At 64.8% G+C, this 23066-nt stretch carries 23 protein-coding genes; 9 read left to right on the forward strand and 14 right to left on the reverse strand.

The window, feature by feature from the left end; all coding sequences use genetic code 11:
- Positions 1-221 precede the first annotated feature (221 nt).
- From map to dapC, 3 genes are read left to right on the forward strand one after another with little or no spacing between them, the layout of a single operon-like run.
- On the forward strand, positions 222-1004 hold the full coding sequence (map, locus tag LRS53_RS16305; RefSeq protein WP_017639057.1) for a type I methionyl aminopeptidase: 783 nt from the start codon (positions 222-224) through the stop codon (positions 1002-1004).
- A gap of 10 nt (positions 1005-1014) precedes the next feature.
- A complete protein-coding gene (locus LRS53_RS16310) occupies positions 1015-3714 on the forward strand; it encodes a [protein-PII] uridylyltransferase (protein ID WP_231356598.1) in 2700 nt (899 codons plus the stop codon).
- 39 nt (positions 3715-3753) lie between these two features.
- Positions 3754-4947 carry a succinyldiaminopimelate transaminase gene (gene dapC / locus LRS53_RS16315; protein ID WP_231356599.1) on the forward strand — a complete coding sequence of 398 codons (1194 nt, stop codon included), beginning with the start codon at positions 3754-3756 and terminating at the stop codon, positions 4945-4947.
- On the opposite strand, the gene LRS53_RS16320 is transcribed toward dapC, so the two are convergent.
- Complete coding sequence (locus LRS53_RS16320; protein WP_231356600.1) at positions 4944-6578, reverse strand: Na+/H+ antiporter; 1635 nt, start codon at positions 6576-6578, stop codon at positions 4944-4946. The genes dapC and LRS53_RS16320 overlap by 4 nt on opposite strands.
- 211 nt (positions 6579-6789) lie before the next feature.
- Here LRS53_RS16320 and LRS53_RS16325 point away from each other — a divergent pair, with 211 nt between their 5' ends.
- Entirely contained in the window at positions 6790-7104 is a 315-nt protein-coding gene (locus LRS53_RS16325) for a hypothetical protein (protein WP_007159499.1), read from the forward strand.
- Positions 7105-7155: 51 nt separating this feature from the next.
- Here LRS53_RS16325 and cysN read toward each other — a convergent pair whose 3' ends face one another.
- From cysN to LRS53_RS16340, 3 genes are all read right to left on the reverse strand, one after another.
- On the reverse strand, positions 7156-9054 hold the full coding sequence (cysN, locus tag LRS53_RS16330; protein ID WP_231356601.1) for a sulfate adenylyltransferase subunit CysN: 1899 nt from the start codon (positions 9052-9054) through the stop codon (positions 7156-7158).
- A gap of 1 nt (position 9055) precedes the next feature.
- Positions 9056-9973, reverse strand: a complete 918-nt coding sequence (gene cysD, locus LRS53_RS16335; protein WP_007159501.1) for a sulfate adenylyltransferase subunit CysD — start codon at positions 9971-9973, stop codon at positions 9056-9058.
- A 165-nt stretch (positions 9974-10138) separates the two neighbouring features.
- The gene (locus LRS53_RS16340; RefSeq protein WP_231356602.1) at positions 10139-10894 is read right to left on the reverse strand and encodes a Nif3-like dinuclear metal center hexameric protein; all 756 of its coding nucleotides are present in this window, start codon (positions 10892-10894) and stop codon (positions 10139-10141) included.
- Positions 10895-11011: 117 nt separating this feature from the next.
- On the opposite strand from LRS53_RS16340, the gene LRS53_RS16345 reads away from it, so the two are divergent.
- Positions 11012-12130, forward strand: coding sequence for a S1C family serine protease (locus tag LRS53_RS16345; RefSeq protein ID WP_231356603.1), 1119 nt, complete (start codon positions 11012-11014; stop codon positions 12128-12130).
- Positions 12131-12143: 13 nt separating this feature from the next.
- On the opposite strand, the gene hisC is transcribed toward LRS53_RS16345, so the two are convergent.
- From hisC to LRS53_RS16395, 10 genes are all read right to left on the reverse strand, one after another.
- Positions 12144-13199 (reverse strand): histidinol-phosphate transaminase, encoded by a 1056-nt coding sequence (gene hisC, locus LRS53_RS16350; protein ID WP_231356604.1) that lies wholly within the window; start codon positions 13197-13199, stop codon positions 12144-12146.
- Complete coding sequence (gene hisD, locus LRS53_RS16355; protein ID WP_231356605.1) at positions 13196-14515, reverse strand: histidinol dehydrogenase; 1320 nt, start codon at positions 14513-14515, stop codon at positions 13196-13198. The genes hisC and hisD overlap by 4 nt, the downstream gene beginning before the upstream one ends.
- A gap of 146 nt (positions 14516-14661) precedes the next feature.
- Positions 14662-15294: an ATP phosphoribosyltransferase gene (gene hisG, locus LRS53_RS16360; protein ID WP_231356606.1), complete on the reverse strand. Its 633-nt coding sequence runs from the start codon at positions 15292-15294 to the stop codon at positions 14662-14664.
- A gap of 9 nt (positions 15295-15303) precedes the next feature.
- On the reverse strand, positions 15304-16569 hold the full coding sequence (murA, locus tag LRS53_RS16365; protein ID WP_017640061.1) for a UDP-N-acetylglucosamine 1-carboxyvinyltransferase: 1266 nt from the start codon (positions 16567-16569) through the stop codon (positions 15304-15306).
- Positions 16570-16591: 22 nt separating this feature from the next.
- A complete protein-coding gene (locus LRS53_RS16370; RefSeq protein WP_007159508.1) occupies positions 16592-16831 on the reverse strand; it encodes a BolA family protein in 240 nt (79 codons plus the stop codon).
- A gap of 73 nt (positions 16832-16904) precedes the next feature.
- Positions 16905-17219 (reverse strand): STAS domain-containing protein, encoded by a 315-nt coding sequence (locus LRS53_RS16375; RefSeq protein ID WP_231356607.1) that lies wholly within the window; start codon positions 17217-17219, stop codon positions 16905-16907.
- A complete protein-coding gene (locus LRS53_RS16380; RefSeq protein ID WP_093250992.1) occupies positions 17216-17866 on the reverse strand; it encodes an MlaC/ttg2D family ABC transporter substrate-binding protein in 651 nt (216 codons plus the stop codon). Before LRS53_RS16380 ends, LRS53_RS16375 begins: the two co-directional genes overlap by 4 nt.
- A gap of 14 nt (positions 17867-17880) precedes the next feature.
- A complete protein-coding gene (mlaD, locus tag LRS53_RS16385) occupies positions 17881-18357 on the reverse strand; it encodes an outer membrane lipid asymmetry maintenance protein MlaD (protein ID WP_007159511.1) in 477 nt (158 codons plus the stop codon).
- Positions 18357-19151 carry a lipid asymmetry maintenance ABC transporter permease subunit MlaE gene (mlaE, locus tag LRS53_RS16390; RefSeq protein ID WP_017640058.1) on the reverse strand — a complete coding sequence of 265 codons (795 nt, stop codon included), beginning with the start codon at positions 19149-19151 and terminating at the stop codon, positions 18357-18359. The genes mlaD and mlaE overlap by 1 nt, the downstream gene beginning before the upstream one ends.
- Positions 19151-19960, reverse strand: a complete 810-nt coding sequence (locus tag LRS53_RS16395) for an ATP-binding cassette domain-containing protein (protein ID WP_017640057.1) — start codon at positions 19958-19960, stop codon at positions 19151-19153. Before LRS53_RS16395 ends, mlaE begins: the two co-directional genes overlap by 1 nt.
- A 204-nt stretch (positions 19961-20164) precedes the next feature.
- On the opposite strand from LRS53_RS16395, the gene LRS53_RS16400 reads away from it, so the two are divergent.
- The 4 genes from LRS53_RS16400 to lptB all read left to right on the forward strand — a co-directional run bounded on the left by LRS53_RS16400 (position 20165) and on the right by lptB (position 23047).
- Positions 20165-21139, forward strand: a complete 975-nt coding sequence (locus LRS53_RS16400) for a KpsF/GutQ family sugar-phosphate isomerase (RefSeq protein ID WP_231356608.1) — start codon at positions 20165-20167, stop codon at positions 21137-21139.
- Between the two features lie 81 nt (positions 21140-21220).
- Positions 21221-21793, forward strand: a complete 573-nt coding sequence (lptC, locus tag LRS53_RS16405) for an LPS export ABC transporter periplasmic protein LptC (RefSeq protein WP_007159515.1) — start codon at positions 21221-21223, stop codon at positions 21791-21793.
- The gene (lptA, locus tag LRS53_RS16410) at positions 21780-22322 is read left to right on the forward strand and encodes a lipopolysaccharide transport periplasmic protein LptA (RefSeq protein WP_017640055.1); all 543 of its coding nucleotides are present in this window, start codon (positions 21780-21782) and stop codon (positions 22320-22322) included. Before lptC ends, lptA begins: the two co-directional genes overlap by 14 nt.
- Complete coding sequence (gene lptB / locus LRS53_RS16415; RefSeq protein WP_017640054.1) at positions 22319-23047, forward strand: LPS export ABC transporter ATP-binding protein; 729 nt, start codon at positions 22319-22321, stop codon at positions 23045-23047. Before lptA ends, lptB begins: the two co-directional genes overlap by 4 nt.
- Positions 23048-23066: the final 19 nt, after the last annotated feature.

Below are 23066 nucleotides of genomic sequence, written 5' to 3' on the forward strand. Positions count from 1 at the left end.
CACCCAGGTCATCGTGTCGATGCGTGTGTGGGGTTAGGAGCGCTAGAGGCATAGCCCCGAAAAAGCGCGCGACTTTATATCACGCCTTGCCGGATACCACCAGCGGCGATTGCCGCCTAGCGGAGATCCAGGGGTACCGCCGGTAGCCACAGCGCGGGCGACGGCTCTGATAGAATAGCGGATCGAAAGCTAACGCCCGGCGTGATACCTAGAGATTTCCGATGACCGTCATCCTCAAGACCCCTGAAGACATCGCCAAGATGCGCATCGCCGGCCAACTGGCCGCCGAGGTGCTCGAAATGCTGGACGAGCACGTGCGTCCCGGCATCACCACCGAAGAACTGGATCGACTGGCCCACGACTACATCGTCAACGTGCAGCAGGCCATCCCCGCCCCGCTGAACTACAAGGGCTATCCCAAATCCATCTGCACCTCGCTGAACCACGTGGTCTGCCACGGCATTCCCAATGACAAGCCGCTCAAGAGCGGCGACATCATGAACGTGGACATCACCGTGATCAAAGACGGCTACCACGGCGACACCAGCAAGATGTATCTGGTGGGCGACGTGCCCGAGTGGGCGGACCGCCTCTGCCAGATCACTCAGGAATGCCTCTACAAGGGTATCGAGCTGGTCCGCCCGGGCGCGCGCCTGGGCGATATCGGCGAAGTCATTCAGAAGCATGCGGAGAAGAACGGCTTCTCGGTGGTGCGCGAATACTGCGGCCACGGCATCGGCAAGGGCTTCCACGAGGAGCCGCAGGTGGTGCATTACGGCCGTGCCGGTACCGGCCTCGAGCTGCAGGCCGGGATGATCTTCACCATCGAGCCGATGATCAACCAGGGCCGCTACGAGACCCGCCTGCTGGGCGACGGCTGGACCGCCATCACCAAGGACCGCAAGCTGTCCGCGCAGTGGGAACACACGGTGCTGGTCACCGAACAGGGTTACGAGATCCTGACCCTGAGAAAGGACGAAACCTTTCCCCGCGTTTCTGCGTGAGTGAGCGCCCATGCCCCAGGTCGATTCGGAGTTGTTCGACGCCGGCCAGTTCCAGGCTGAGCTTTCGCTGAAAGCCAGCCCCCTCGCGGCCTTCAAGAAATTCATCCGGGCCGCGAACGCCACCCTTGATGCCCGCTTCCTGGCCGGGCGCAGCGTGCGCCGGCTGGTCGAGGATCGCGCCTGGTTCATCGACCAGATGCTGATCGCGGCCTGGAATCGCTTCAGTTGGCCGGAGGATGGCATCGCCCTGCTCGCCGTAGGCGGCTATGGTCGCGGCGAGTTGCACCCGCATTCGGACATTGACCTGCTGATCCTGCTGGCCGAAGAGGAGCAGGAGCGTTTCCGCGACTCCATCGAAGGCTTCCTGACCCTGCTGTGGGACGTGGGCCTGGCGGTGGGGCAAAGCGTCAGATCGCTGCGCGAGTGCACGACCGAGGCGCTGGCCGACCTGACGGTCATCACCAACCTGATGGAAAGCCGCACCCTCGCCGGCCCCGAGCACCTGCGCCAGGCGATGCTCGCGGCCACCAGTGTCGAGCACCTCTGGCCAGGACGCGCCTTCTACCTGGCCAAGCGCGCCGAGCAGAGTACAAGGCATGCCAAGTACAACGACACCGAATACAACCTCGAACCCAACGTCAAGGGTTCGCCCGGGGGGCTGCGCGACATCCAGACGCTGCTGTGGATCGCCCGGCGGCAATTCGGCACCCTCAACCTGCAGGCCCTGGTGGGCCAGGGCTTTCTCACTGAAAGTGAGTGCAGCCTGCTGATCTCGGCGCAGGAGTACCTGTGGAAGGTTCGCTATGCCCTGCACATGCTGGCCGGTCGCCCGGAAGATCGCCTGCTGTTCGACCACCAGCGACGCATCGCCAACCTGCTCGGCTACGAGGATAACGACGCCAAGCTGGCGGTAGAACGCTTCATGCAGAAGTACTACCGGGTGGTGATGGACGTCTCCCAGCTCAGCGACGTGGTCATGCAGCACTTCGAGGAAGTGAATCTGCGCGACGAGCAGATACCTGCCGCGGTGACGCCGATCAACAACAGATTCCAGATCCGCAACGGTTATCTGGAGGTGGTGCATCCGCAGGTGTTCCTGCGCACGCCCTTCGCCCTGATGGAACTGTTCGTTCTGCTGGCGCAGAACCCGGCGGTCAAGGGCCCCAGCGCCGGCACCATCCGCTTGCTGCGTGACAGCCGTCACCTGATCGACGACGCCTTCCGCCAGGACATCCGCAATACCAGCCTGTTCATCGAACTGCTCAAGAGCGAATCCGGGATCCATCGCAATCTGCGGCGGATGAATCGCTACGGACTGCTGGGGCTCTACCTGCCCGAATTCGGCCAGATCGTCGGCCAGATGCAGCATGACCTCTTCCACATCTATACGGTGGACGCCCACACCCTCAATCTCATCAAGCATCTGCGCAAGATGAGCTACGACGTCCTGGCGGAGAAGTATCCGCTGGCGACGCGGGTGATCCACAAGCTGCCCAAGCCGGAGCTGATCTATATCGCCGGTCTCTACCACGACATCGCCAAGGGCCGCGGCGGCGATCACTCGGAGCTGGGCGCGGAAGACGTGGAAGCCTTCGGTCGCCGCCACCAGCTGCCGGAATGGGATACCCGCCTGGTCAGCTGGCTGGTGCGCAACCACCTGGTGATGTCCACCACCGCCCAGCGCAAGGATCTTTCCGATCCCCAGGTGATCCACGACTTCGCCCTGACGGTGGGTGACCACACCCACCTGGACTATCTGTACGTCCTCACCGTGGCCGATATCACAGCGACCAATCCGTCGCTGTGGAATTCCTGGCGCGCCACCCTGCTGCGCCAGCTCTACACCGAGACCAAGCGCGCCCTGCGCCGTGGCCTGGAGAATCCGGTCAATCGCGAGGAGCAGATTCGCAGCACCCAGCAATCGGCCCTCGATACCCTGATGCGCCGCGGCATCGATGCCGATGACGCCGAGCAGCTGTGGTCGCAGCTGGGCGACACCTATTTCCTGCGGCATACGGCGCTGGACGTGGCCTGGCACACCGAGGCCATCCTCGGCCATGGCGATACCGCGGAGCCCCTGGTGCTGATCCGCGAGACCACCCAGCGGGATTCCGAAGGCGGCACCCAGATCTTCATCTATGCCGCGGACCAGCATGACTTCTTCGCTGTGACCGTGGCGGTGATGGACCAGCTCAACCTGAACATTCAGGACGCCCGCATCATCACCTCCAGCAGCCAGTTCACCCTGGACACCTATATCGTGCTGGACACCGATGGCGGCTCGATCGGCAACAATCCCGCGCGCGTCGCCCAGATCCGCGCCGGCCTGATCGAGGCGCTCAAGCACCCGGAAGAGTACCCGAGCATCATCAACCGGCGCGTGACCCGCCAGCTCAAGCATTTTGCCTTTTCGCCCCAGGTGAACATCTATACCGACACCACGCGTTCGGCGAGTCTGATCGAGTTGACGGCGCCGGACCGACCCGGGCTGCTGGCACGGGTGGGTCGCATCTTCCTCGACTTCGACCTGTCCGTGCTCAACGCCAAGATCGCCACCCTCGGCGAGCGCGTGGAAGACGTCTTCTATGTCGCCGACGCCGATGGTCGCCCCTTGGCGGATCCCGCTCTGTGCAGCGCCCTGCAGCAAGCCCTGATCAAGCAACTGCGCGAGCCGGACAGCCAGACGCCACTCAGCCGCATCAGCATCTAGCGCCTTGATCTAACGCCTCGAACGAAGGACCACCCGACGATGAATCCCACCCTCGACCTGCTGCAGCCCTATCCGTTCGAGAAGCTGCGCGCCCTGCTCGCCGGCGTGACCCCGTCGGCGGCGATCAAGCCGATCCCGCTGTCGATCGGCGAGCCCAAGCATCCGTCACCGGCCTTTGTCGCCGAGGCCCTGACCGCGAACCTGGATCAGTTGGCGGTCTACCCGACCACCCTCGGTATCGTCGAGCTGCGCGAGGCCATCGCCAACTGGGCCGGCCAGCGCTTCGGCGTCCCGGCGGGCTGGCTGGATCCGGCACGCCACGTGCTGCCGGTGACCGGCACCCGGGAAGCCCTGTTCTCCTTTACCCAGGCGGTGGTGGATCGCAGTAAGCGCGGTCTGGTGCTGAGTCCCAACCCCTTCTATCAGATCTACGAAGGCGCGGCCCTGCTGGCCGGCGCCGAGCCGCATTACCTGCCCTGTCTCGCGGACAAGGGTTTCAACCCCGATTTCGACAGCGTGCCGGCCGAGATCTGGCAACGCTGTCAGCTGCTGTTCCTGTGCTCGCCCGGCAACCCGACCGGTGCCCTGCTGCCTGTGGCAACGCTGAAAAAGCTCATCGCCCTGGCCGATCGCCACGACTTCCTGATCGCCGCCGACGAGTGCTACAGCGAACTCTATTTCGACGAAGCCAGCCCGCCACCCGGCCTGCTGACCGCCTGCGCCGAACTGGGTCGCAGCGACTTCGCCCGCTGCGTGGTCTTCCACAGTCTGTCCAAGCGTTCCAACCTGCCGGGCATGAGATCGGGCTTCGTCGCGGGCGATGCCGCCATTCTCAAGCGCTTCCTGCTCTATCGCACCTACCATGGCTGCGCCATGCCGGTGCAGGTGCAGAAGGCCAGTGCGGTAGCCTGGCGCGACGAGGCCCATGTCCGCGAGAATCGCGAACTCTATCGGCAGAAGTTCGCCGCCGTGCTGGATATCCTGCAGGGCAGCCTGGAGGTGTCACTGCCGGACGGCGGCTTCTATCTCTGGGCCAAGACCCCGGGCGATGACGAAGCCTTCGCCCGCGATCTGTTCGCCCGTGAGCACGTGACCGTGGTGCCGGGCTCCTATCTGTCGCGAGAGGTCGCGGGCGTCAACCCGGGCGCCGGACGAATCCGCATGGCGCTGGTCGCACCCCTGGCCGAATGCGTGGAAGCGGCGGAGCGCATCCGCCGCTTCTGCCAGGGCTAGCGATTGCCCTGATCGCGCATCAGCGCGGTCTCCTGGATGTCCAGTTCGCGCAGGAACTCGCTGACCACCAGGTCATCGATCACCCCGGCGATCCGCAGTCGATAGAGTTCGCGGCGCTGGGCGCGGATGGCGAGCAGGCGCAGCTCGCCGTCCAGGCTATCCCGCAGGCGCGCCAGGGAACGGGCGTCCTCGCTGTCATCGGCGGAACTCAGCTCGTCGCGGAATTCGGCGATGATGCCAGCCTTGATCTCCGCCTGCAGCGCCGCCCGCGCCGGCTCGTCGGTGTCGCTCGACTCCACGTCTTCCAGGGCCACGATGGCGGCCCGGGCGGCATTGATCCGCACCTCGCAGCGCTCCCGCTCCAGCAGGTCGTTGGATTGCTCCGGCAGCCGCGCCAGCAGTAGCGGTATGCCGATGCTTGCCACCACCAGCGACAGCAGGATCACCCCGGCGGCAATGAACACCAGGACGTCACGCAGGGGAAAGGGCGTGCCATCCGAGAGCAGTAGCGGCAGCGACAGCACACCGGCCAGGGTCACGGCACCGCGTACCCCGCTGAGGGAGGCGATGGCGGCGATCAGCCGAGGATCTCCAGCGATGGTGATAGGGCCGCTGCCGGGCTGAGTCAAGTGCCAATAGCCGAGGATGACCCCGAAGCGAATGGCCATGATCACCCCGTAGGCACCCAGCACATAGAGCGTCAGCCAGCCCGCGGCCGGCCAAAGCGCCTGGGACGCCGGCAGCGCCGCCGTCAGGATGTCGGGCAGTTGCAGGCCCAGGATCAGGAACACCAGGCCGTTGAAGGCGAACTCCACCAGCCCCCAGACGCTGTGATTGAGCAGGCGGGTGGCGGTCTGCCGGGGCAGCATGTCGACCCGGCTCTGCATCATGCCGGCGGCCACGGCGGACAGGATGCCCGAAACGCCCAGCCGCTCCGCCAGCACATAGGCGGCGAAGGGCAGCAACAGCATGAAGACGACATGGGGCGCGGCATCGCTCCAGCCACGTTTCACCACCATCCAGGCACGCGCGCGACCCACCAGCCAGCTCAGCACCCCGCCGACCAGTACGCCGCCCACCGCGACGATGACGAATTCCAGGCTGGCCTGGCTCAACGAGAAGGCACCGGTCAGGGCCGCTGCCACGGCGAACTTGAAGGTCACCAGACCCGAGGCGTCGTTGAGCAGGGCCTCACCCTGGATCACGTGCAGCAAGGCGCTGGGCAGCCGGCCGCGGACGATGCTGGACACGGCCACGGCATCGGTGGGCGACAGCACCGCCGCCAGGGCGAAGGCCACCGCCCAGGGTAGATGGAGCATCCAGTGCAGGAACCAGCCGGCGCCCAGCACCGTGAGGAATACCAGGCCGAAAGCCAGCACGAAGATCGGCCGACGCAGCCGCCAGAATTCCCGCTTGGGCATGCGCCAGCCATCGGAGAACAGCAACGCCGGGATGAACAGCAGCAGGAAGAGTTCGGGGTCCAGGGCGACATGCAGCCCCAGCGTGGGCCAGGCGAGCAAGGCACCGACCACCACCTGGATCAGGGGTAGCGGGATAGGGATGAGATGGGCGCTGAGTCGGGTGGCACCCACCATCAGCAAGAGGATCAGAGCGGTATAGAGAATCTGCACGGTGGTCTCGTGGTCAGGGCACCGGTCGCGGTACCAGATACAGGAGATGCGTCCCGCGGGAGTGGGGACACGTCGACCTCGCGTTGTTGGGACTGATGTCCCCAGATTTGGTTTTACCGAAACTTTACCCGAGTCCATCTAGGCGACTCGCCGCCGTTGCGGTCTGATAGACATACCCGGTTTCATTTCCCCGGGTCGCAGGAGAATGATCATGCTACGTCGCATCACTCAAGTCGTGGTGCTTGCCGGCTGCCTCGCCATCGCCGGTCAGGCGTCCGCCCACGGTCGTGGGCCCGGTCCGGCCTTTCTCGGTGCCGTGGTAGGCGCCGTGGTCGGCGGAGCCATCGTCTCCCATTCCTATGCCCGCGAACCGGTCTATGTCGAAGGGCCACCGCCGCCCCCGCCGCCGCGCGTGGTCTATTACGAACCGGCACCGGTCTATGAATATCGCGTGGTGGAACCGCGCCCCGTGTATTACGGCCCGCCGCCCGGCGCCTACTACTACGGTCCGCCGCCGCGCTGGTAAAGGCCCATGAAAAAACCCGCCGAGAGGCGGGTTTTTTCATGGCTGCAGGCCTTAGATCACCTGGCGTCGACGGAGCACGTCGAGGATCTGCTGGACCCCCTCCTCCACCGACAGCTGCTCTGTATCGATCACCAGATCGGCGTCTTCCGGCGCATCGTAGGCAAAGGAGATGCCTGGGATGTTGTCGCCACCGGCCGTGTAGAGTCCCTGGGGATCGCGCTCGGCACAGGCCTTGGACGATGCCTTGACATGCACGGTCAGCAGACGCTCGGCGCCAATCAGCGCCTGGGCCTGGGCGCGGCCTTCGGCATCAGGCGCGACAAAGGCCGCGAGGGCGATCAGGCCCGCCTCGTTGAACTGCCGGGCCACCTGGGCCGCCCGCAGCCAGTTCTCGCGACGACCCGCGCGATCCTGCGGCAGGCCCTTGTTCAGGTCATGGCGCAGATTCTGGCCATCCAGCACGAAGACCGCGCGACCGGCATCGAACAGCCGGCGCTCCAGGGCATAGGCCAGGGTGGTCTTGCCGGCACCGGAAAGGCCGGTGAAGAGCACCGTGGTGGGCTGCTGACCGAAACGTGCTGCCCGCTCCCCGGTGGCGACGTGCAACTGGTGCGCGCCCTGGCCATGACCGGCATTGCCCACCGGCTCGGCGATGATCATGCCGGCGCCCACGGTGCCATTGGTCAGGCGATCGATGACGATGAAGGCGCCGGTGGTGCGGTTGACGCCATAGCCGTCCAGGGCGATGGCGGAATCCAGAGCCACCTTGACCCGGGCGATCTCGTTGAGCTTGAGCTCGCTGGCGGCGCCGCGTTCCAGGGTGTTGACGTCCACCGTGTGCACGATGCTCGGCAGCGAACCCGGCACATAGCTGGTGGCGCGCTTGATGTCGTACTTCTTGCCCGGGCGCATGGGCTCTTCGGCCATCCACACCAGCATGGCCTCGAAGCTGTCGGTCACCTGGGGACGGTTGTCGGCATGCACCAGGACGTCGCCCCGGGAGATGTCGATCTCGTCTTCCATGGTCAGGGTCACCGCCTGGCCGGGACCGGCCTGCTCCAGCTCGCCTTCGTAGGTGACGATGGACTTGACCCGGCTGCCCTTGCCCGACGGCAGGACCACCACGGCATCGCCCTTGGTGACCACGCCCGAGGCAAGGGTCCCGGCGAAACCGCGGAAGTTGAGGTTGGGGCGATTGACGTACTGCACCGGGAAGCGCAGGTCATCGAGGTTGCGATCCGCAGCGATCTCAACGGTCTCGAGGATTTCCATCAGCGGCTTGCCGCTGTACCAGGGCGTCTGCTCACTGCGGTTCACCACGTTGTCGCCCTTGAGCGCCGACATGGGAACGAAGTGGATATCCTTGGCACCCAGCTCGATGCGCTGGGCAAACGCCAGGTAGTCGTCCTTGATGCGCTCGAACACCGCCTGGTCGAAGCCCAGCAGGTCCATCTTGTTGATGGCGACCACGATGTGCTTGATGCCCAGCAGCGAAGCGATGTAGCTGTGCCGACGGGTCTGGGTCTGGATGCCATAGCGGGCATCCACCAGGATGATCGCCAGGTCGCAGGTGGAGGCTCCGGTGGCCATGTTGCGGGTGTACTGCTCATGGCCGGGGGTATCGGCGATGATGAACTTGCGCTTGGCCGTGGAGAAGTAGCGATAGGCCACGTCGATGGTGATGCCCTGCTCGCGCTCGGCCTGCAGGCCGTCCACCAAGAGCGCCAGATCGACCTCTTCGCCGGTGGTGCCCACCTTCTTGGAATCGCGGGTGATGGCTTCCAGGTGATCCTCGTAGATCATCTTGGAGTCGTGCAGCAGGCGCCCGATCAGGGTGCTCTTGCCGTCGTCGACGTTGCCGCAGGTGAGGAAGCGCAGCAGCTCCTTGCGTTCGTGCTGCGCGAGGTAGGCCAGGATGTCCTGGCCGATCAGATCGGATTGGTGCGACATCTTAGAAATACCCCTGACGTTTCTTCTCTTCCATGGATCCGGCGCCATCGTGATCGATGACCCGGCCCTGGCGTTCGGAGGTGCGGGTGAGCAGCATCTCCTGGATGATGTCCGTCAGCGTCGTGGCCTGGGACTCCACCGCGCCGGTCAGGGGGTAGCAGCCAAGGGTACGGAAGCGCACCTGGCGCTTGTGGATGCGCGCCTTCTCCTCGGGCGAGAGGTGTTCGAGGATTCGGTCGTCGTCGATCATGAGCAGGGTGCCGTTCTTCTCGATCACCTCGCGCTCGGCGGCGAAGTACAGCGGCACGATCGGGATGCCTTCGAGATAGATGTACTGCCAGATGTCCAGCTCGGTCCAGTTGGACAGCGGGAAGACCCGGATCGACTCGCCCTTGTTGGTCTTGCCGTTGTAGATGTTCCACAGCTCGGGGCGCTGGTTCTTGGGATCCCAGCGGTGCTTGCTGTCGCGGAAGGAGTAGACGCGCTCCTTGGCGCGAGACTTCTCCTCGTCACGGCGAGCGCCGCCGAAGGCCGCGTCGAAGCCGTACTTGTCCAGCGCCTGTTTGAGGCCCTGGGTCTTCATGATGTCGGTGTGCTTGGCGCTGCCATGGGTGAAGGGATTGATGCCCTGAGCGACCCCTTCCGGATTCTTGTGCACCAGCAGATCGAGTCCCATGTCCGCGACCATGCGATCGCGGAATTCGTACATGGCCTGGAATTTCCAGCCGGTGTCCACGTGGAGTACCGGGAACGGCAGCTTGCCGGGAAAGAAGGCCTTACGGGCCAGGTGCAGCATCACGGCCGAATCCTTGCCGATGGAATACAGCATGACCGGATTGTCGAATTCGGCGGCCACTTCACGGATGATGTGGATGCTTTCCGCCTCAAGCTGTTTGAGGTGCGTCTGTTTGTCGAGCATGGCTACTCACGATTGCAGAAAGGTGGCCTAGAAGAGGTCCGTGGCAGCATCCAGTCGACTGGACACCCCGGACAGAGCGGGCCGTGGACGAACCTCAACCTTACCATAGGCAACGGTTATGGCCCGCCAGGCCATCTAGATCCAGAAGTTATATGCTTATGACGCTCAGGAGGGATTGTCGCAGTCGATGAAGCGATGCTCGATGCCCAGTTGCCCGGCCAGATAATCGCCCAGCGCCTGCACGCCATAGCGCTCGGTGGCATGGTGGCCGGCGGCGAAGAAACTCACACCGTTCTCGCGAGCGCTGTGTACTGTCTGCTCGGACACCTCGCCGGTCAGATAGGCATCCACCCCAGCGGCGATGGCCTGGTCGATGTAGCCCTGGGCACCGCCGGTGCACCAGGCCAGGCGCCGGATCGACCGTCCGCCGTCGACCACCAGCGGCTCGCGCTGCAGCACGTCGGCCACTTGCCGGCCGAAGTCCGCGGCGGATTGCGCCTGCGCTAACTCGCCCTGCCAGATCAGCCCCTTGGTATCCCCGGGCAGCGGCCGGATATCCTGCAGCCCCAGACGACGCCCCAACTGGACGTTGTTGCCCACCTCAGGATGGACATCCAGCGGCAGGTGGTAGGCCAGAAGGCTGATGTCGTGGCTTAGCAACGTCTTGATCCGGCGCTGCTTCATGCCGATGAGGCGGGCATCCTCGTTCTTCCAGAAGTAGCCATGGTGCACCAGGATGGCATCGGCGCCGGCGGCGACGGCGGCGTCCAGCAGCTGCTGGGAAGCGGTGACGCCACTGACCAGCAGGCGCACCTGCTCACGACCCTGGACCTGCAGGCCGTTAGGGCAATAATCCTGGATCCGGGCCGACTCCAGGTAACGGTCGGCGGTCTCCACCAGTTGATCAAGGGACAGGGTCACGGACGGTTTACCTCCTCAGCGGCAACGCCACCGCGTGTCTTCGGGTGGCGTCGCTCCTTATAATGCCCGCCAGCTTATCCGGCACGCCCCGGGCGGACAAATTCAAGGATGTGATCGATGAAGGCTCTGCGTTATCTCGGCTGGCCCGTGCTGTGCGGTCTGCTCGTTGCGGCCCTGATCATGCAACGCTATCCCCAGTGGCTCGGCCTGCCCGCCCAGCCGCCGCTGTTTGAGGCCGCCCAGGCGCCCTCCTCTTCGCGCCAGCAAGGGCCGGTTTCCTACGCCGACGCAGCGAGTCGCGCCGCACCGGCGGTGGTGTCGCTGCGCTCGACCAAGGCCGCCAAGCCCGGCAAGGCCGGCGATACGGCCAGCGACCGCAAGAGCCCGGCCAAGCCGGTGGAAGAACTCAGCCTGGGATCGGCGGTGCTGATGAGCCATGACGGCTATTTGTTGACCAACAACCACGTGACCCTCGACGCCGAATCCATCGTGGTGGCCCTCGCCGACGGGCGCCAGACCCTGGCCAAGCTGATCGGCAACGATCCGGCCACGGACCTCGCCGTACTCAAGATCGACCTGCCCAACTTGCCGGCCATCTCGGTGGGCGACTCCACGGCCATCCGCATCGGCGACGTGGTGCTGGCCATCGGCAATCCCTTCGGCGTCGGCCAGACGGTGACCATGGGCATCATCAGCGCCACCGGCCGCAACCAGCTGGGGCTCAATACCTACGAAGACTTCATCCAGACCGATGCGGCGATCAACCTGGGCAACTCCGGCGGCGCGCTGGTGGACGCCAGCGGCAATCTGATCGGCATCAACACCGCCATCCTCTCCGGCGGCTCCCAGGGCATCGGCTTCGCCATCCCGATCAAGCTGGCCATGGAGGTCATGCGCTCGATCATCCAGCATGGCCAGGTCATCCGTGGCTGGCTGGGCGTGGCGGTGGAGGTGATCACCCCAGAACTGGTCAAGACCTATGGCCTCAAGGTCGATCAGGGCATCGTGGTGACGGACATAGATCCCGATGGACCGGCGCACAAGGGCGGTCTGCGCGCCGGCGATGTGCTGGTCAAGCTGGCTGGCCAACCGATCAAGGATGGCCGGCTGGCGATGAACCAGATCGCCCGCAAGCAGCCGGGCGACAGCATCCCCATCGAGGTGCGGCGCCAGGACAAGACGGTGCAGGTCAAGGTCACCGTCGGGCTGCGCCCCCTGATGGAAAAGGCGCGCTAGCCACGGGCGTCTCTCAGAGGGTATCGAGGGCCGCGATCAACGCCTGATTCTGCGCCGGCGTGCCGATGGTGATGCGCAGGAAGTCGGCGATGCGTTCGGGGCGGCTGAAGTGACGCACGATGACGCCATGCTCGCGCAAGCCCGCGGCCAGCACCGCCCCGCCCTTCTGCACATGACGGGCGAAGATGAAGTTGGCGGCCGAGGGCAGGACCTCGAAGCCGCGCGCCAGCAATTCGCCCACCAGCGCTTCACGACTCTCGATCACCTGCCGACAGGTCTCGTCGAAATAGCCGCGATCCTCGAAGGCCGCGGTCGCGCCGGCCAGGGCCAGGCGATCCAGCGGATAGGAGTTGAAGCTGTTCTTGATCCGCTCCAGGGCCTCCATCAGCGGCGCCTGGCCCATGGCCAGGCCAACGCGCAAGCCGGCCAGGGAGCGGGACTTGGACAGCGTCTGGGTCACCACCAGGTTGGGATGGCGCTCGATCAGGGCGACTGCCGACTCCGCCCCGAAGTCGACGTAGGCCTCGTCCACCACCACCACCGAGGTCGGATTGCCCACGACGATACGCTCGATGGCGTCCAGCGCCAGGGCGCTGCCGGTTGGCGCATTGGGGTTGGGGAAGATGATGCCGCCATTGGGGCGCAGATAGTCCTCGGGGACGATCTGGAAATCCTCGTCCAGCGCTGGTGTCTCGAAGGCGATGTCGTAGAGGCCGCAATAGACCGGATAGAAGCTGTAGCTGATGTCCGGGAACAGCACGGGTCGGCCATGGCCGAACAGGCCCAGGAAGATGTGCGCCAGCACCTCGTCCGAGCCGTTGCCGACAAAGACCTGGTCGCTCTGGATGCCGTAGTAGCGAGCGACGGCATCCTTCAGCACCTGGCCGTTGGGATCGGGATAGAGACGCAGGTCATCGGTGGCAGCGGCGCGGATGGCGTCCAGCGCCCGCGGTGATGGACCGTAGGGATTCTCGTTGGTGTTGAGCTTGACCAGGTTGGTCAGCCTGGGCTGCTCACCCGGGACATAGGGCACCAGATTCTTGACGAAGGGACTCCAGAGTTCGCTCATGCCTGCTCCTCCTGAATGCGGTATTCGGCGCTGCGGGCGTGGGCGGTTAGGGACTCGCCACGCGCCAGGACCGAGGCGACCCGGCCCAGCGCGGAAGCGCCGGCGGCCGAGCAGTGGATGATCGAGGAGCGCTTCTGGAAGTCGTACACGCCCAAGGGCGAGGAGAAGCGCGCGGTGCCCGAGGTCGGCAGCACATGGTTGGGACCGGCGCAGTAGTCGCCCAGGGCCTCGGCGGTGTAGCGCCCCATGAAGATGGCGCCGGCATGGCGGATCTTGGGCAGCCACTGCTCGGGCTCGGCGACGGACAGCTCCAGGTGCTCGGGGGCGATGCGGTTGGCCACCTCAATGGCCTGGGCCATGTCGGTGACCTGGATCAGGGCACCCCGCCCTTCCAGCGAGGCACGGATGATGTCGGCGCGCTCCATCTCCGGCAGCAGGCGGGCGATGCTGGCTGCCACGGCGTCGAGGAAGGCGCCGTCCGGACTGACCAGGATGGCCTGGGCGTCTTCGTCGTGCTCGGCCTGGGAGAACAGGTCCATGGCGATCCAGTCGGGATCGGTCTGGCCGTCGCAGACCACCAGGATCTCCGACGGGCCGGCGATCATGTCGATGCCGACCTTGCCGAACACGTGGCGCTTGGCGGTGGCGACATAGATGTTGCCCGGGCCGACGATCTTGTCCACCGGCGGCACGCTTTCGGTGCCATAGGCCAGGGCGGCCACGGCCTGGGCGCCACCGATGGTGAAGACGCGGTCGACCCCAGCCAGGGCCGCGGCGGCCAGCACCAGCTCGTTGACCTCACCGCGCGGCGTGGGCACCACCATGACCACCTCGAGTACGCCGGCGACCTTGGCGGGAATGGCGTTCATCAATACCGAAGAGGGATAGGAGGCCTTGCCCCCCGGCACATAGAGACCGGCACGATCCAGCGGGGTGACCTGCTGGCCGAGCACGGTGCCATCGGCTTCCTGGTACTGCCAGGATTCCTGGCGTTGCTTTTCGTGATAACGACGGACGCGCTCGGCAGCGGCTTCCAGCGCGGTGCGCTGCTCCGGGATGATGCGGGTCAGGGCTTCTTCCAGGCGCGCGCGCGGCAGGATGAGATCGCTCATGGCGGTCGCCTCGACACCATCGAAGCGGCGGGTGTATTCCAGCAGCGCGGCGTCGCCCTGGTGACGCACGTCGGCGATGATCGCCAGGACCCGCTGATTGATGTCGGCGTCGGACACCCCTTCCCAGCTCAACAGATGATCCAGATGCTCGGCGAAATCCGGAGCGGCGGCGACGAGTCGGCGGATGGCGAGCGGAGCGGTCATGGCGGATCCTCTTCAGGAGAGCGAAAGGGGCGCCCGAGAGTAACAGCCGGCTCCGTGTGGGCGCCCGACAATTTGGCTATGGCACGGATAGGCGAAGCTGGAGGGATGGAAGCAGTCCTGGCCGGCATCAACCTGCCGGCCAGGACTTAGGCGCCGCGCGCCTCGACGGCGTGGCGCAGGGTCTCGATGAGCGCCTGGATACGGCCATGCTGCATCTTCATCGAGGCCTTGTTGACGATCAAGCGCGAGCTGATATGGGCGATCAGTTCCTGGGGTTCGAGCCCATTGGCCTTGAGGGTATTGCCGGTGTCGACCACGTCGATGATCTTGTCGGCCAGCCCTACCAGCGGTGCCAGCTCCATGGAGCCGTACAGCTTGATGATGTCGACCTGGCGGCCCTGCTCGGCATAGTAGCGCTTGGCGACATTGACGAACTTGGTCGCCACCCGCAGGCGGCCACGCGGCGCTTGAGCGCCCACGGCGCCCGCGGTCATCAGCTTGCAGCGGGCGATGCGCAGGTCCAGCGGCTCATAGAGACCATCGCCGCCGTATTCCATCAGCACGTCCTTGCCGGCCACGCCCAGGTCCGCGGCGCCATGCTCCACATAGGTGGGCACGTCGGTGGCGCGGACGATGAGCAGGCGCACATCGTCCTGGGTGGTCGGGATGATGAGCTTGCGGCTCTTGTCCGGATTCTCGGTCGGGGCGATCCCCGCCGCCGCCAGCAGCGGCAGGGTGTCGTCGAGAATACGGCCCTTGGACAGGGCGATGGTCAGCATCGGAGGTCCTTACTTGGGCGTGCGACGGATCTTGGCGCCGAGCAGCTGGAATTTCTCCTCGATGCATTCGTAGCCGCGGTCGATGTGGTAGATGCGATCGATCAGGGTATCGCCTTCGGCCACCAGGGCGGCGATGACCAGGCTCGCCGAGGCGCGCAGGTCGGTCGCCATGACCGGGGCGGCCTTGAGGCTGGGCACGCCGGTGACGATGGCGGCATTGCCTTCGATGGCGATGTTGGCGCCCATGCGTACCATCTCGTGAACGTGCATGAAGCGGTTCTCGAAGATGGTCTCGACCACGGTACCGGTGCCTTCGGCGACGGCGTTCATGGAGATGAACTGCGCCTGCATGTCGGTGGGGAACGCCGGATAGGGCGCCGTGCGGATGTTGACCGCGCGGGGGCGATTGCCCTTCATGTCCAGCTCGATCCAGTTGCTGCCGGTGGCGATGTGGGCACCGGCCTCTTCCAGCTTGGCCAGCACGGCCTCGAGGATGGTCGGATCGGTATCCTTGAGCTTGACGCGGCCGCGGGTGGCAGCGGCGGCAACCAGGTAGCTGCCAGTCTCGATGCGGTCCGGCAGCACCGAATAGGTGGCCCCACCGAGGCGCTCGACGCCTTCCACGGTGATGGTGTCGGTACCAGCGCCCTGGATGTTGGCACCCATGGCGATCAGGCAGTTGGCCAGATCGACGACTTCGGGTTCGCGGGCGGCGTTCTGGATCACGCTGCGGCCCTTGGCCAGGGTGGCGGCCATCAGCACGTTCTCGGTACCGGTCACGCTGACGGTATCGAAATAGTAGTGGGCACCGCGCAGGCCGCCGGCCGGCGCCTTGGCCTTGATGTAGCCGCCTTCGACGGTGATCTTGGCGCCCATGGCCTCCAGGCCACGCAGGTGCAGATCGACCGGACGCGAGCCGATGGCGCAACCGCCGGGCAGGGCGACTTCCGCCTCGCCGAAGCGGGCGACCATCGGGCCCAGCACCAGGATCGACGCGCGCATGGTCTTGACCAGCTCATAGGGCGCGACCAGGGTTTTGATGCTGGAGGCATCCACCTCGACGTTGAGCTTTTCACCGATCACCGGCTGGACGCCCATACGACCGAACAGCTCGATCATGGTGGTGATGTCGTGCAGGTGCGGCAAGTTGGCGATGGTCACCGGAGTGTCGGCGAGCAGGGTCGCGGCCAGGATCGGCAGGGCCGAATTCTTGGCCCCGGAAATGCGAATTTCACCGTTCAGGCAGTTGCCGCCGGTAATGATCAGTTTGTCCATAGCGAGTTCTCGGCGCTGCGAATCAGGCGCGTTCGGCCCAGGCAGCACGGGTGAAGAATTTCATGGTGACAGCATGGATGCTGCCATCGGCGATCTGCGGCTGGAGGTGGGAGTAGACCTGCTGCTGACGCTTGACCGGGCTGAGTGCCTGGAGCTCGTCGCTGATCAGGTAGAGCTGGAAGTTGCAGCCCTCGCCTTCCACTTCGACCTGGGTATCGGCCAGTTTTGCCTCCAGGAGGCTTTTGACTTCTTGGGCCTGCATGGCGGCACCTCGGCAATCTAGTACAGCCGGCGATCATACAAAAAAACCGGCTGTACGGCGACTGCGATGACCGTTAGCCGTGAGCGTCGTCCGCCAGGGGCAGCAACTCCAGGGCATCCGAGACCTCGGCGATCTGCCGCAACTCGGAGGGCAGACCGGCGATGGTCAGCGGGCGCCCCGCGGCCTGGGCATCGCGCAACCAGGCCAGCAACAGTGCCAATCCGGCGCTGTTGGAGCGTTCTATGCCAGCGCAGTCGAGCACCAGCGGACCGTTGCCCAGACCGATCAGTGCCCTACCCTGCTCACGCAGGGCCGGCACATTGGCGTGATCGAGCACGCCCGACAGCTGCAGTTGGGCGCCCTCGCCGGTGATGGCGGCGCGACTCACGAACCGACCTTGGCCTTCTGGGCCTCGGGGGAATCCTTGGCCTTGGCCACGGTGCCCGCCCAGTTGTTGATGGTCTTGTCCAAGTCGTTGCCGTTTTCCTGCATCGCCTGGGCGAACTGGTCACGGAACAACTTGCCGAGGTTCAGGCCGTTTATGATGACGTTACGGACCTTCCACTCCTCGCCCTGCTTGACCATGCTGTACTGCACGGGATACACGGCGCCATTGTTGCCCTTGACCTCCATGCCCACGCTGGTGCGGTCGGGACCGTCGGACGGACCTTCAGGCAGAACGCGGATGCCCTGGTTGTTGTACTCCAGCAGTGCATTGCCATAGAACTGCATCAGGCTGCGCTTGAAGTTTTCCTGGAAGCGCGCCATCTGCTCGGGCGAGGCGCTGCGGCTGTAGCGCACGGTCATGATGCTGCGCGAGATGCCTTCGGCATCCACCACCGGACCGAGGATATTGTTGAGCGACTCGTAGAAGGCTTCCGGGCTGCTGCGATACCGGTCGCGATTGGTCTCGAGGTCGCTGAGCAGCGTGCTGGTGGTTTGCTGGATGACGTCGTGGGCCGAGGGCGCCGCCTGGGACACCAGCGGCAGCAGGGCCAGGATCGCGATCACTCCGTGACGAAGTAGCTTGAGCATGGAGAAGCCTCTCATCATTTATTGGCGGAAGAGTCTTTATTGACCGAGTTGAGCAGGAATTTGCCAATCAGGTCTTCGAGAACCAGCGAGGATTGTGTATCTCGAATGGTCGAACCCTCCTTGAGCACCTGCTCGTCACCGCCCACGCTGATGCCGATGTACTTCTCACCAAGCAGGCCGGCGGTCAGGATCGAGGCGATGGAGTCGGTCGGCAGGTTGTCCACCTGCTTGTCGATCTGCATGGTGACCCGACCGCGGTAGCTGTTGCGGTCGAGATCGATGGCGGTGACCTTGCCGATGGTCACGCCCGACATGGTCACCCGCGATCTCACGGTGAGACCGGCGATGTTGTCGAAGTAGGCGTAGACCTTGTAGGTATCGTGGTGGTCGCTCATCGTCAGACCGCTTACCCGCAGTGCCAGCAGCAGCAGTGCGAGCACGCCGGCCAGCAGGAAGAGTCCGACACCGATTTCCTGGGTGCGGGTTTGCATCAGAGATCTCCAAACATCAGGGCGGTAAGAATGAAGTCGAGGCCGAGCACGGCAAGCGACGCATAGACGACGGTACGGGTAGTGGCGCGACCGATGCCTTCGGAGGTCGGCTCGCAGTCATACCCCTGGAAGACGGCGACCCAGGTCACCACGAAGGCGAACACCAGGCTCTTGACCACGCCATTGAGCACGTCGCTGAGCATCACGCTGTTCTGCATGGTGGCCCAGAAGGAGCCGTCGTAGACGCCGAGCCAATCGATGGCGACCATGGCCGCGCCCCAGATGCCCACCACGTTGAACATGGCGGCCAGCAGCGGCATGGAAATGAAACCGGCCCAGAAACGCGGCGCGACGATGTACTTGAGCGGATCCACGCCGATCATTTCCAGGCTGGACAGCTGCTCGGTGGATTTCATGTTGCCGATCTCGGCGGTCAAGGCGGAACCCGCCCGGCCGGCGAACAGCAGCGCGGTCACCACCGGGCCAAGTTCGCGCAGCAGGGTCAGGGCCACCATCTGCCCCACGGCCTGCTCGGAACCGTACTTGACCAGGATGTTGTAGCCCTGCAGGGCGATCACCATGCCGATGAAGAAGCCCGACACCACAATGATCGGCAGCGACATCACGCCCACCGAATAGAGTTGCTTGCCCAGCAGCTGCAGGCCGTTGCCCACGCCACCGCGACCGAACACCGCCAGCAGCAGGACGATCACCGAGCGGCCGATGGCCGCCACGACATCCAGCCCGGCTCGGCCCAGCCGACGAATCCGCTCCACGGCGGAGACCTTACGCATCAGTGTTTCCCCAGCAAGGCATCGCGCAGATCCGGCGCGGCATAGTGGAAGGGTACCGGGCCATCGGGGATGCCCTGCATGAACTGGCGAACCCGCGGATCCGGCGATTCGCGCAATTCCTTCGGCGTGCCCTGCCCCAGCACCTTGGTGTCGCCCACCACATAGAGGTAGTCGGCGATGCTGGCGGTCTCGGCCAGGTCGTGGGAGACCACGATGCTGGTCAATCCAAGGGCTTGGTTGAGCAGGCGGATCAAGCGCACCAGCACGCCCATGGCGATAGGGTCCTGGCCGACGAAGGGCTCGTCGTACATGAGGATCTGCGGATCCAGGGCAATGGCCCGCGCCAGGGCGACCCGGCGCTTCATGCCACCCGACAACTCGTCCGGCATCAGTTCGACGGCGCCACGCAACCCCACCGCCTGCAACTTGAGCAGAACGATGTCGCGGATCATTTCCTCAGGCAGCTTGGTGTGCACGCGCAGCGGAAAGGCCACGTTCTCGAACACATCGAGGTCGGTGAACAACGCGCCACTCTGGAACAGCACGCCCATCTGCCGGCGCATCTCGAACAGTTCGCCCCGGGACAGCTGGGGCAGATTAGCGCCATTGACCCAGATCTCGCCGCTGCTCGGCCGCAACTGGGCGGCGATGAGACGCAACAGAGTGGTCTTGCCACTGCCGGACGGTCCCATGATCCCGGTGACCTTGCCCCGCGGGATGCGGATATCGACGCGGTCGTAGATGAGACGCGTGCCGCGCTTGAAGGAAACGCCCTTCAACTCCACGGCGTACGGGCTATCGACGGTCATCAAGACTCCTAACGTTCAACTCTGTGCAGGGAGACGCCGCTCCGCCGCTTCAGGGCACGCGGCTCTCGCGTTCGGCGACCCCGGCAAAAGGGCGGCACTATAGCATTCGTTGCCGATGAGACTTCCAAGCTGCAGGCGGCGTTGCTGAGTGTCGCGGCTTTGCGCATATAATTTCCGATTGTCCTGTCACCAGCCTTCTGACCCATGCCCGACTCAATAGATTTCATCGCCTCCGCCAAGCGCACCATAGATGTAGAGCGAGCGGCCGTGGCCGCCCTGGGCGAGCGCATCGACGCAAGCTTTGCCGCCGCCTGTCGCCGGCTGCTCGCTTGCCGCGGGCGTATCGTGGTCCTGGGCATGGGCAAGTCCGGGCATGTCGGCAACAAGATCGCCGCGACCCTGGCCAGCACCGGCAGCCCGGCCTTCTTCGTGCATCCGGCCGAAGCCAGCCATGGCGACATGGGCATGATCACCCGCGATGACGTCATCATCGCCATCTCCCAGTCGGGCACCTCCAGTGAGATCCTGACCCTGCTGCCACTGATCAAGCGCCTGGGCGTCCCCTTGATCAGCTTTGCCGGCAATCCCGCCTCGCCGCTGGCCAAGGCTGCGGACGTCAACCTGGATACCAGCGTCGCCACCGAGGCCTGCCCGCTCAATCTGGCACCCACCTCCTCCACCACCGTCGCCCTGGTGCTGGGCGATGCCTTGGCCATCGCCCTGCTCGAGGCCCGCGGCTTCACCGCCGAGGACTTCGCCTTTTCCCACCCGGGCGGTGCCCTGGGCCGGCGCCTGCTGCTCAAGGTGGAAAACGTCATGCATTCCGGCGCCGACCTGCCGCAGGTCGGCGAAGACACCCTGGTGTCCGATGCCCTGCTGGAGATGTCGCGCAAGGGGCTGGGCATGACCAGCGTGCTCGCCGCCGATGGCCGTCTCGCCGGCATCTTCACCGACGGCGATCTGCGTCGTGCCCTGGATCGCGGCATCGATGTGCGCACCACGCCCATCGCAACCGTGATGACCCGCGGTGGTCGAACCGCCAGGGCGCCCATGCTCGCGGCCGAGGCGTTGAAGATCATGGAGGAGCACAAGATCAACGCGCTGGTGGTGATCGATGACGAACGGCGCCCGATCGGTGCCCTCAACATGGGTGACCTGCTACGCGCCGGGGTGCTGTAGGCCGGGTTATACTGCCCGACTGATACGCCGCACTCTCGTGTTTAACCCGCCGCCCTGGTGCGGCCCACCACAGGTACCCTCATGTTTCGCAGCTTGCGCCGCCCCGTGCTGTTGGTCCTGATCGCCGCCGCGCTCATCGCGATCGGCTACTGGAACATCCTGCCGCAGCGCTTCGTCGATGCTCCGGCCTCGTCGACCCCGCAAGACAGCGCCATCGACGGCTACGCCCTCAATACCCGGACGATCCAGTATCGTCTGGACGGCAAGATCCAGTACGAACTCAAGGCCGAGCGCAGCGAACACGTCAAGGCGACCGACGTCACCCTGGTGACCCGCCCCGACATGCTGGCCTTTCGCGGTACCGACTATCCCTGGCACATTCGCAGTGCCCGCGCCGAGGTCGCCCCCGGTGGCAGTCAGGCGGAGCTGATCGATGACGTGCGCGTCGAGCGTACCGATGAGAAAGGCCGCCCAGTGGTGTTGACCACCACCCGCATGACCGTCTTTCCTGACAAACAATATGCGCAAACCGAGCAAGCCGTTAGAATCGAGGCCGCCAATGGGGTGACCACGGCCAATGGCATGAAAGCGTATCTAGAAGACGGCAGAATGCTCCTGCTGTCCAACGTAAGAGGCCAGCATGAGGTTCGTTAAAACCCTCCCCTTCCTGTTCACCCTCGGCGCCACCCTTGGCAGTGCCGCGGCTTGGGCCCTGCCGACCGATCGCACTCAGCCGATCCGCGTGCAGGCCGACAGCGCCGAGCTCGACGACAAGCAGGGCGTGGCCGTGTACCGCGGAGACGTGGTCATCACCCAGGGCAGCATGAAGATCACCGGCAATACGGTGACCCTGACCCAGGACAACCAGGGCAACATCAAGGTCGCCACCGCAGTGGGCAAGCCAGCCTACTACGAGCAGAAGCCTTCGGCGGACAAGGACATCGTCAAGGCCTATGGTCTGACCATCCAGTATTTCGCCCAGGAAAATCGCATCATTCTGATCGACCAGGCCAAGGTGGTCCAACAGGGCAACACCTTCGAAGGCGAGAAGATCGTCTACGACACCCAGCGCCAGATCGTCAATGCCGGTCGCGCCAATGGCAGCAAGGTCACTACGCCGCGGCCGCGGATCGACATGGTCATCCAGCCCAAGGATCAGCAGCAGTCGGGGCAGGGACAATGACGGTTACGCTCAAAGCCCAGCACCTGGCCAAGAGCTACAAGGGTCGTCAGGTCGTTCGCGACGTCAGCGTCAGCATCGACAGCGGTCAGATCGTCGGCCTGCTCGGTCCGAACGGCGCCGGCAAGACCACCTGCTTCTACATGATCGTCGGCCTGGTCAAGGCCGATCAGGGCCGCGTGCTGATCGACGATCAAGATGTCACCGCGCTGCCCATGCACGGTCGTGCCCGCGCCGGGATCGGTTACCTGCCGCAGGAAGCCTCGATCTTTCGCAAGCTGACCGTGGCCGACAACATCCTCGGCATCCTGGAAACCCGCAAGGACCTGGACAAGGCCGGCCGTCTGCGCGAGCTGGAAAGCCTGTTGCAGGAATTCCACATCACCCATATCCGCGACAACCGCGGCATGAGCCTGTCGGGTGGCGAGCGTCGCCGTGTCGAGATCGCCCGCGCCCTGGCCACCGCGCCCAAGTTCATCCTGTTGGACGAACCCTTCGCCGGTGTGGACCCCATCTCGGTGGGTGACATCAAGCAGATCATCCGCCACCTCAAGGCCAAGGGTATCGGTGTGCTCATCACCGACCACAACGTGCGGGAAACCCTGACCATCTGCGAAACGGCCTACATCGTCAACGATGGCCAGCTCATCGCCGAGGGTACCGCCGAAGAAGTCCTCGCCAATGACTTGGTGAAGGAAGTCTATCTGGGCCACGAATTCCGCCTCTAGGCAAACCCGGGGAAACAAG

It is taken from the genome of Pseudomonas sp. PLB05 (genome assembly GCF_021106615.1).
GTDB lineage: Bacteria > Pseudomonadota > Gammaproteobacteria > Pseudomonadales > Pseudomonadaceae > Chryseomonas > Chryseomonas benzopyrenica.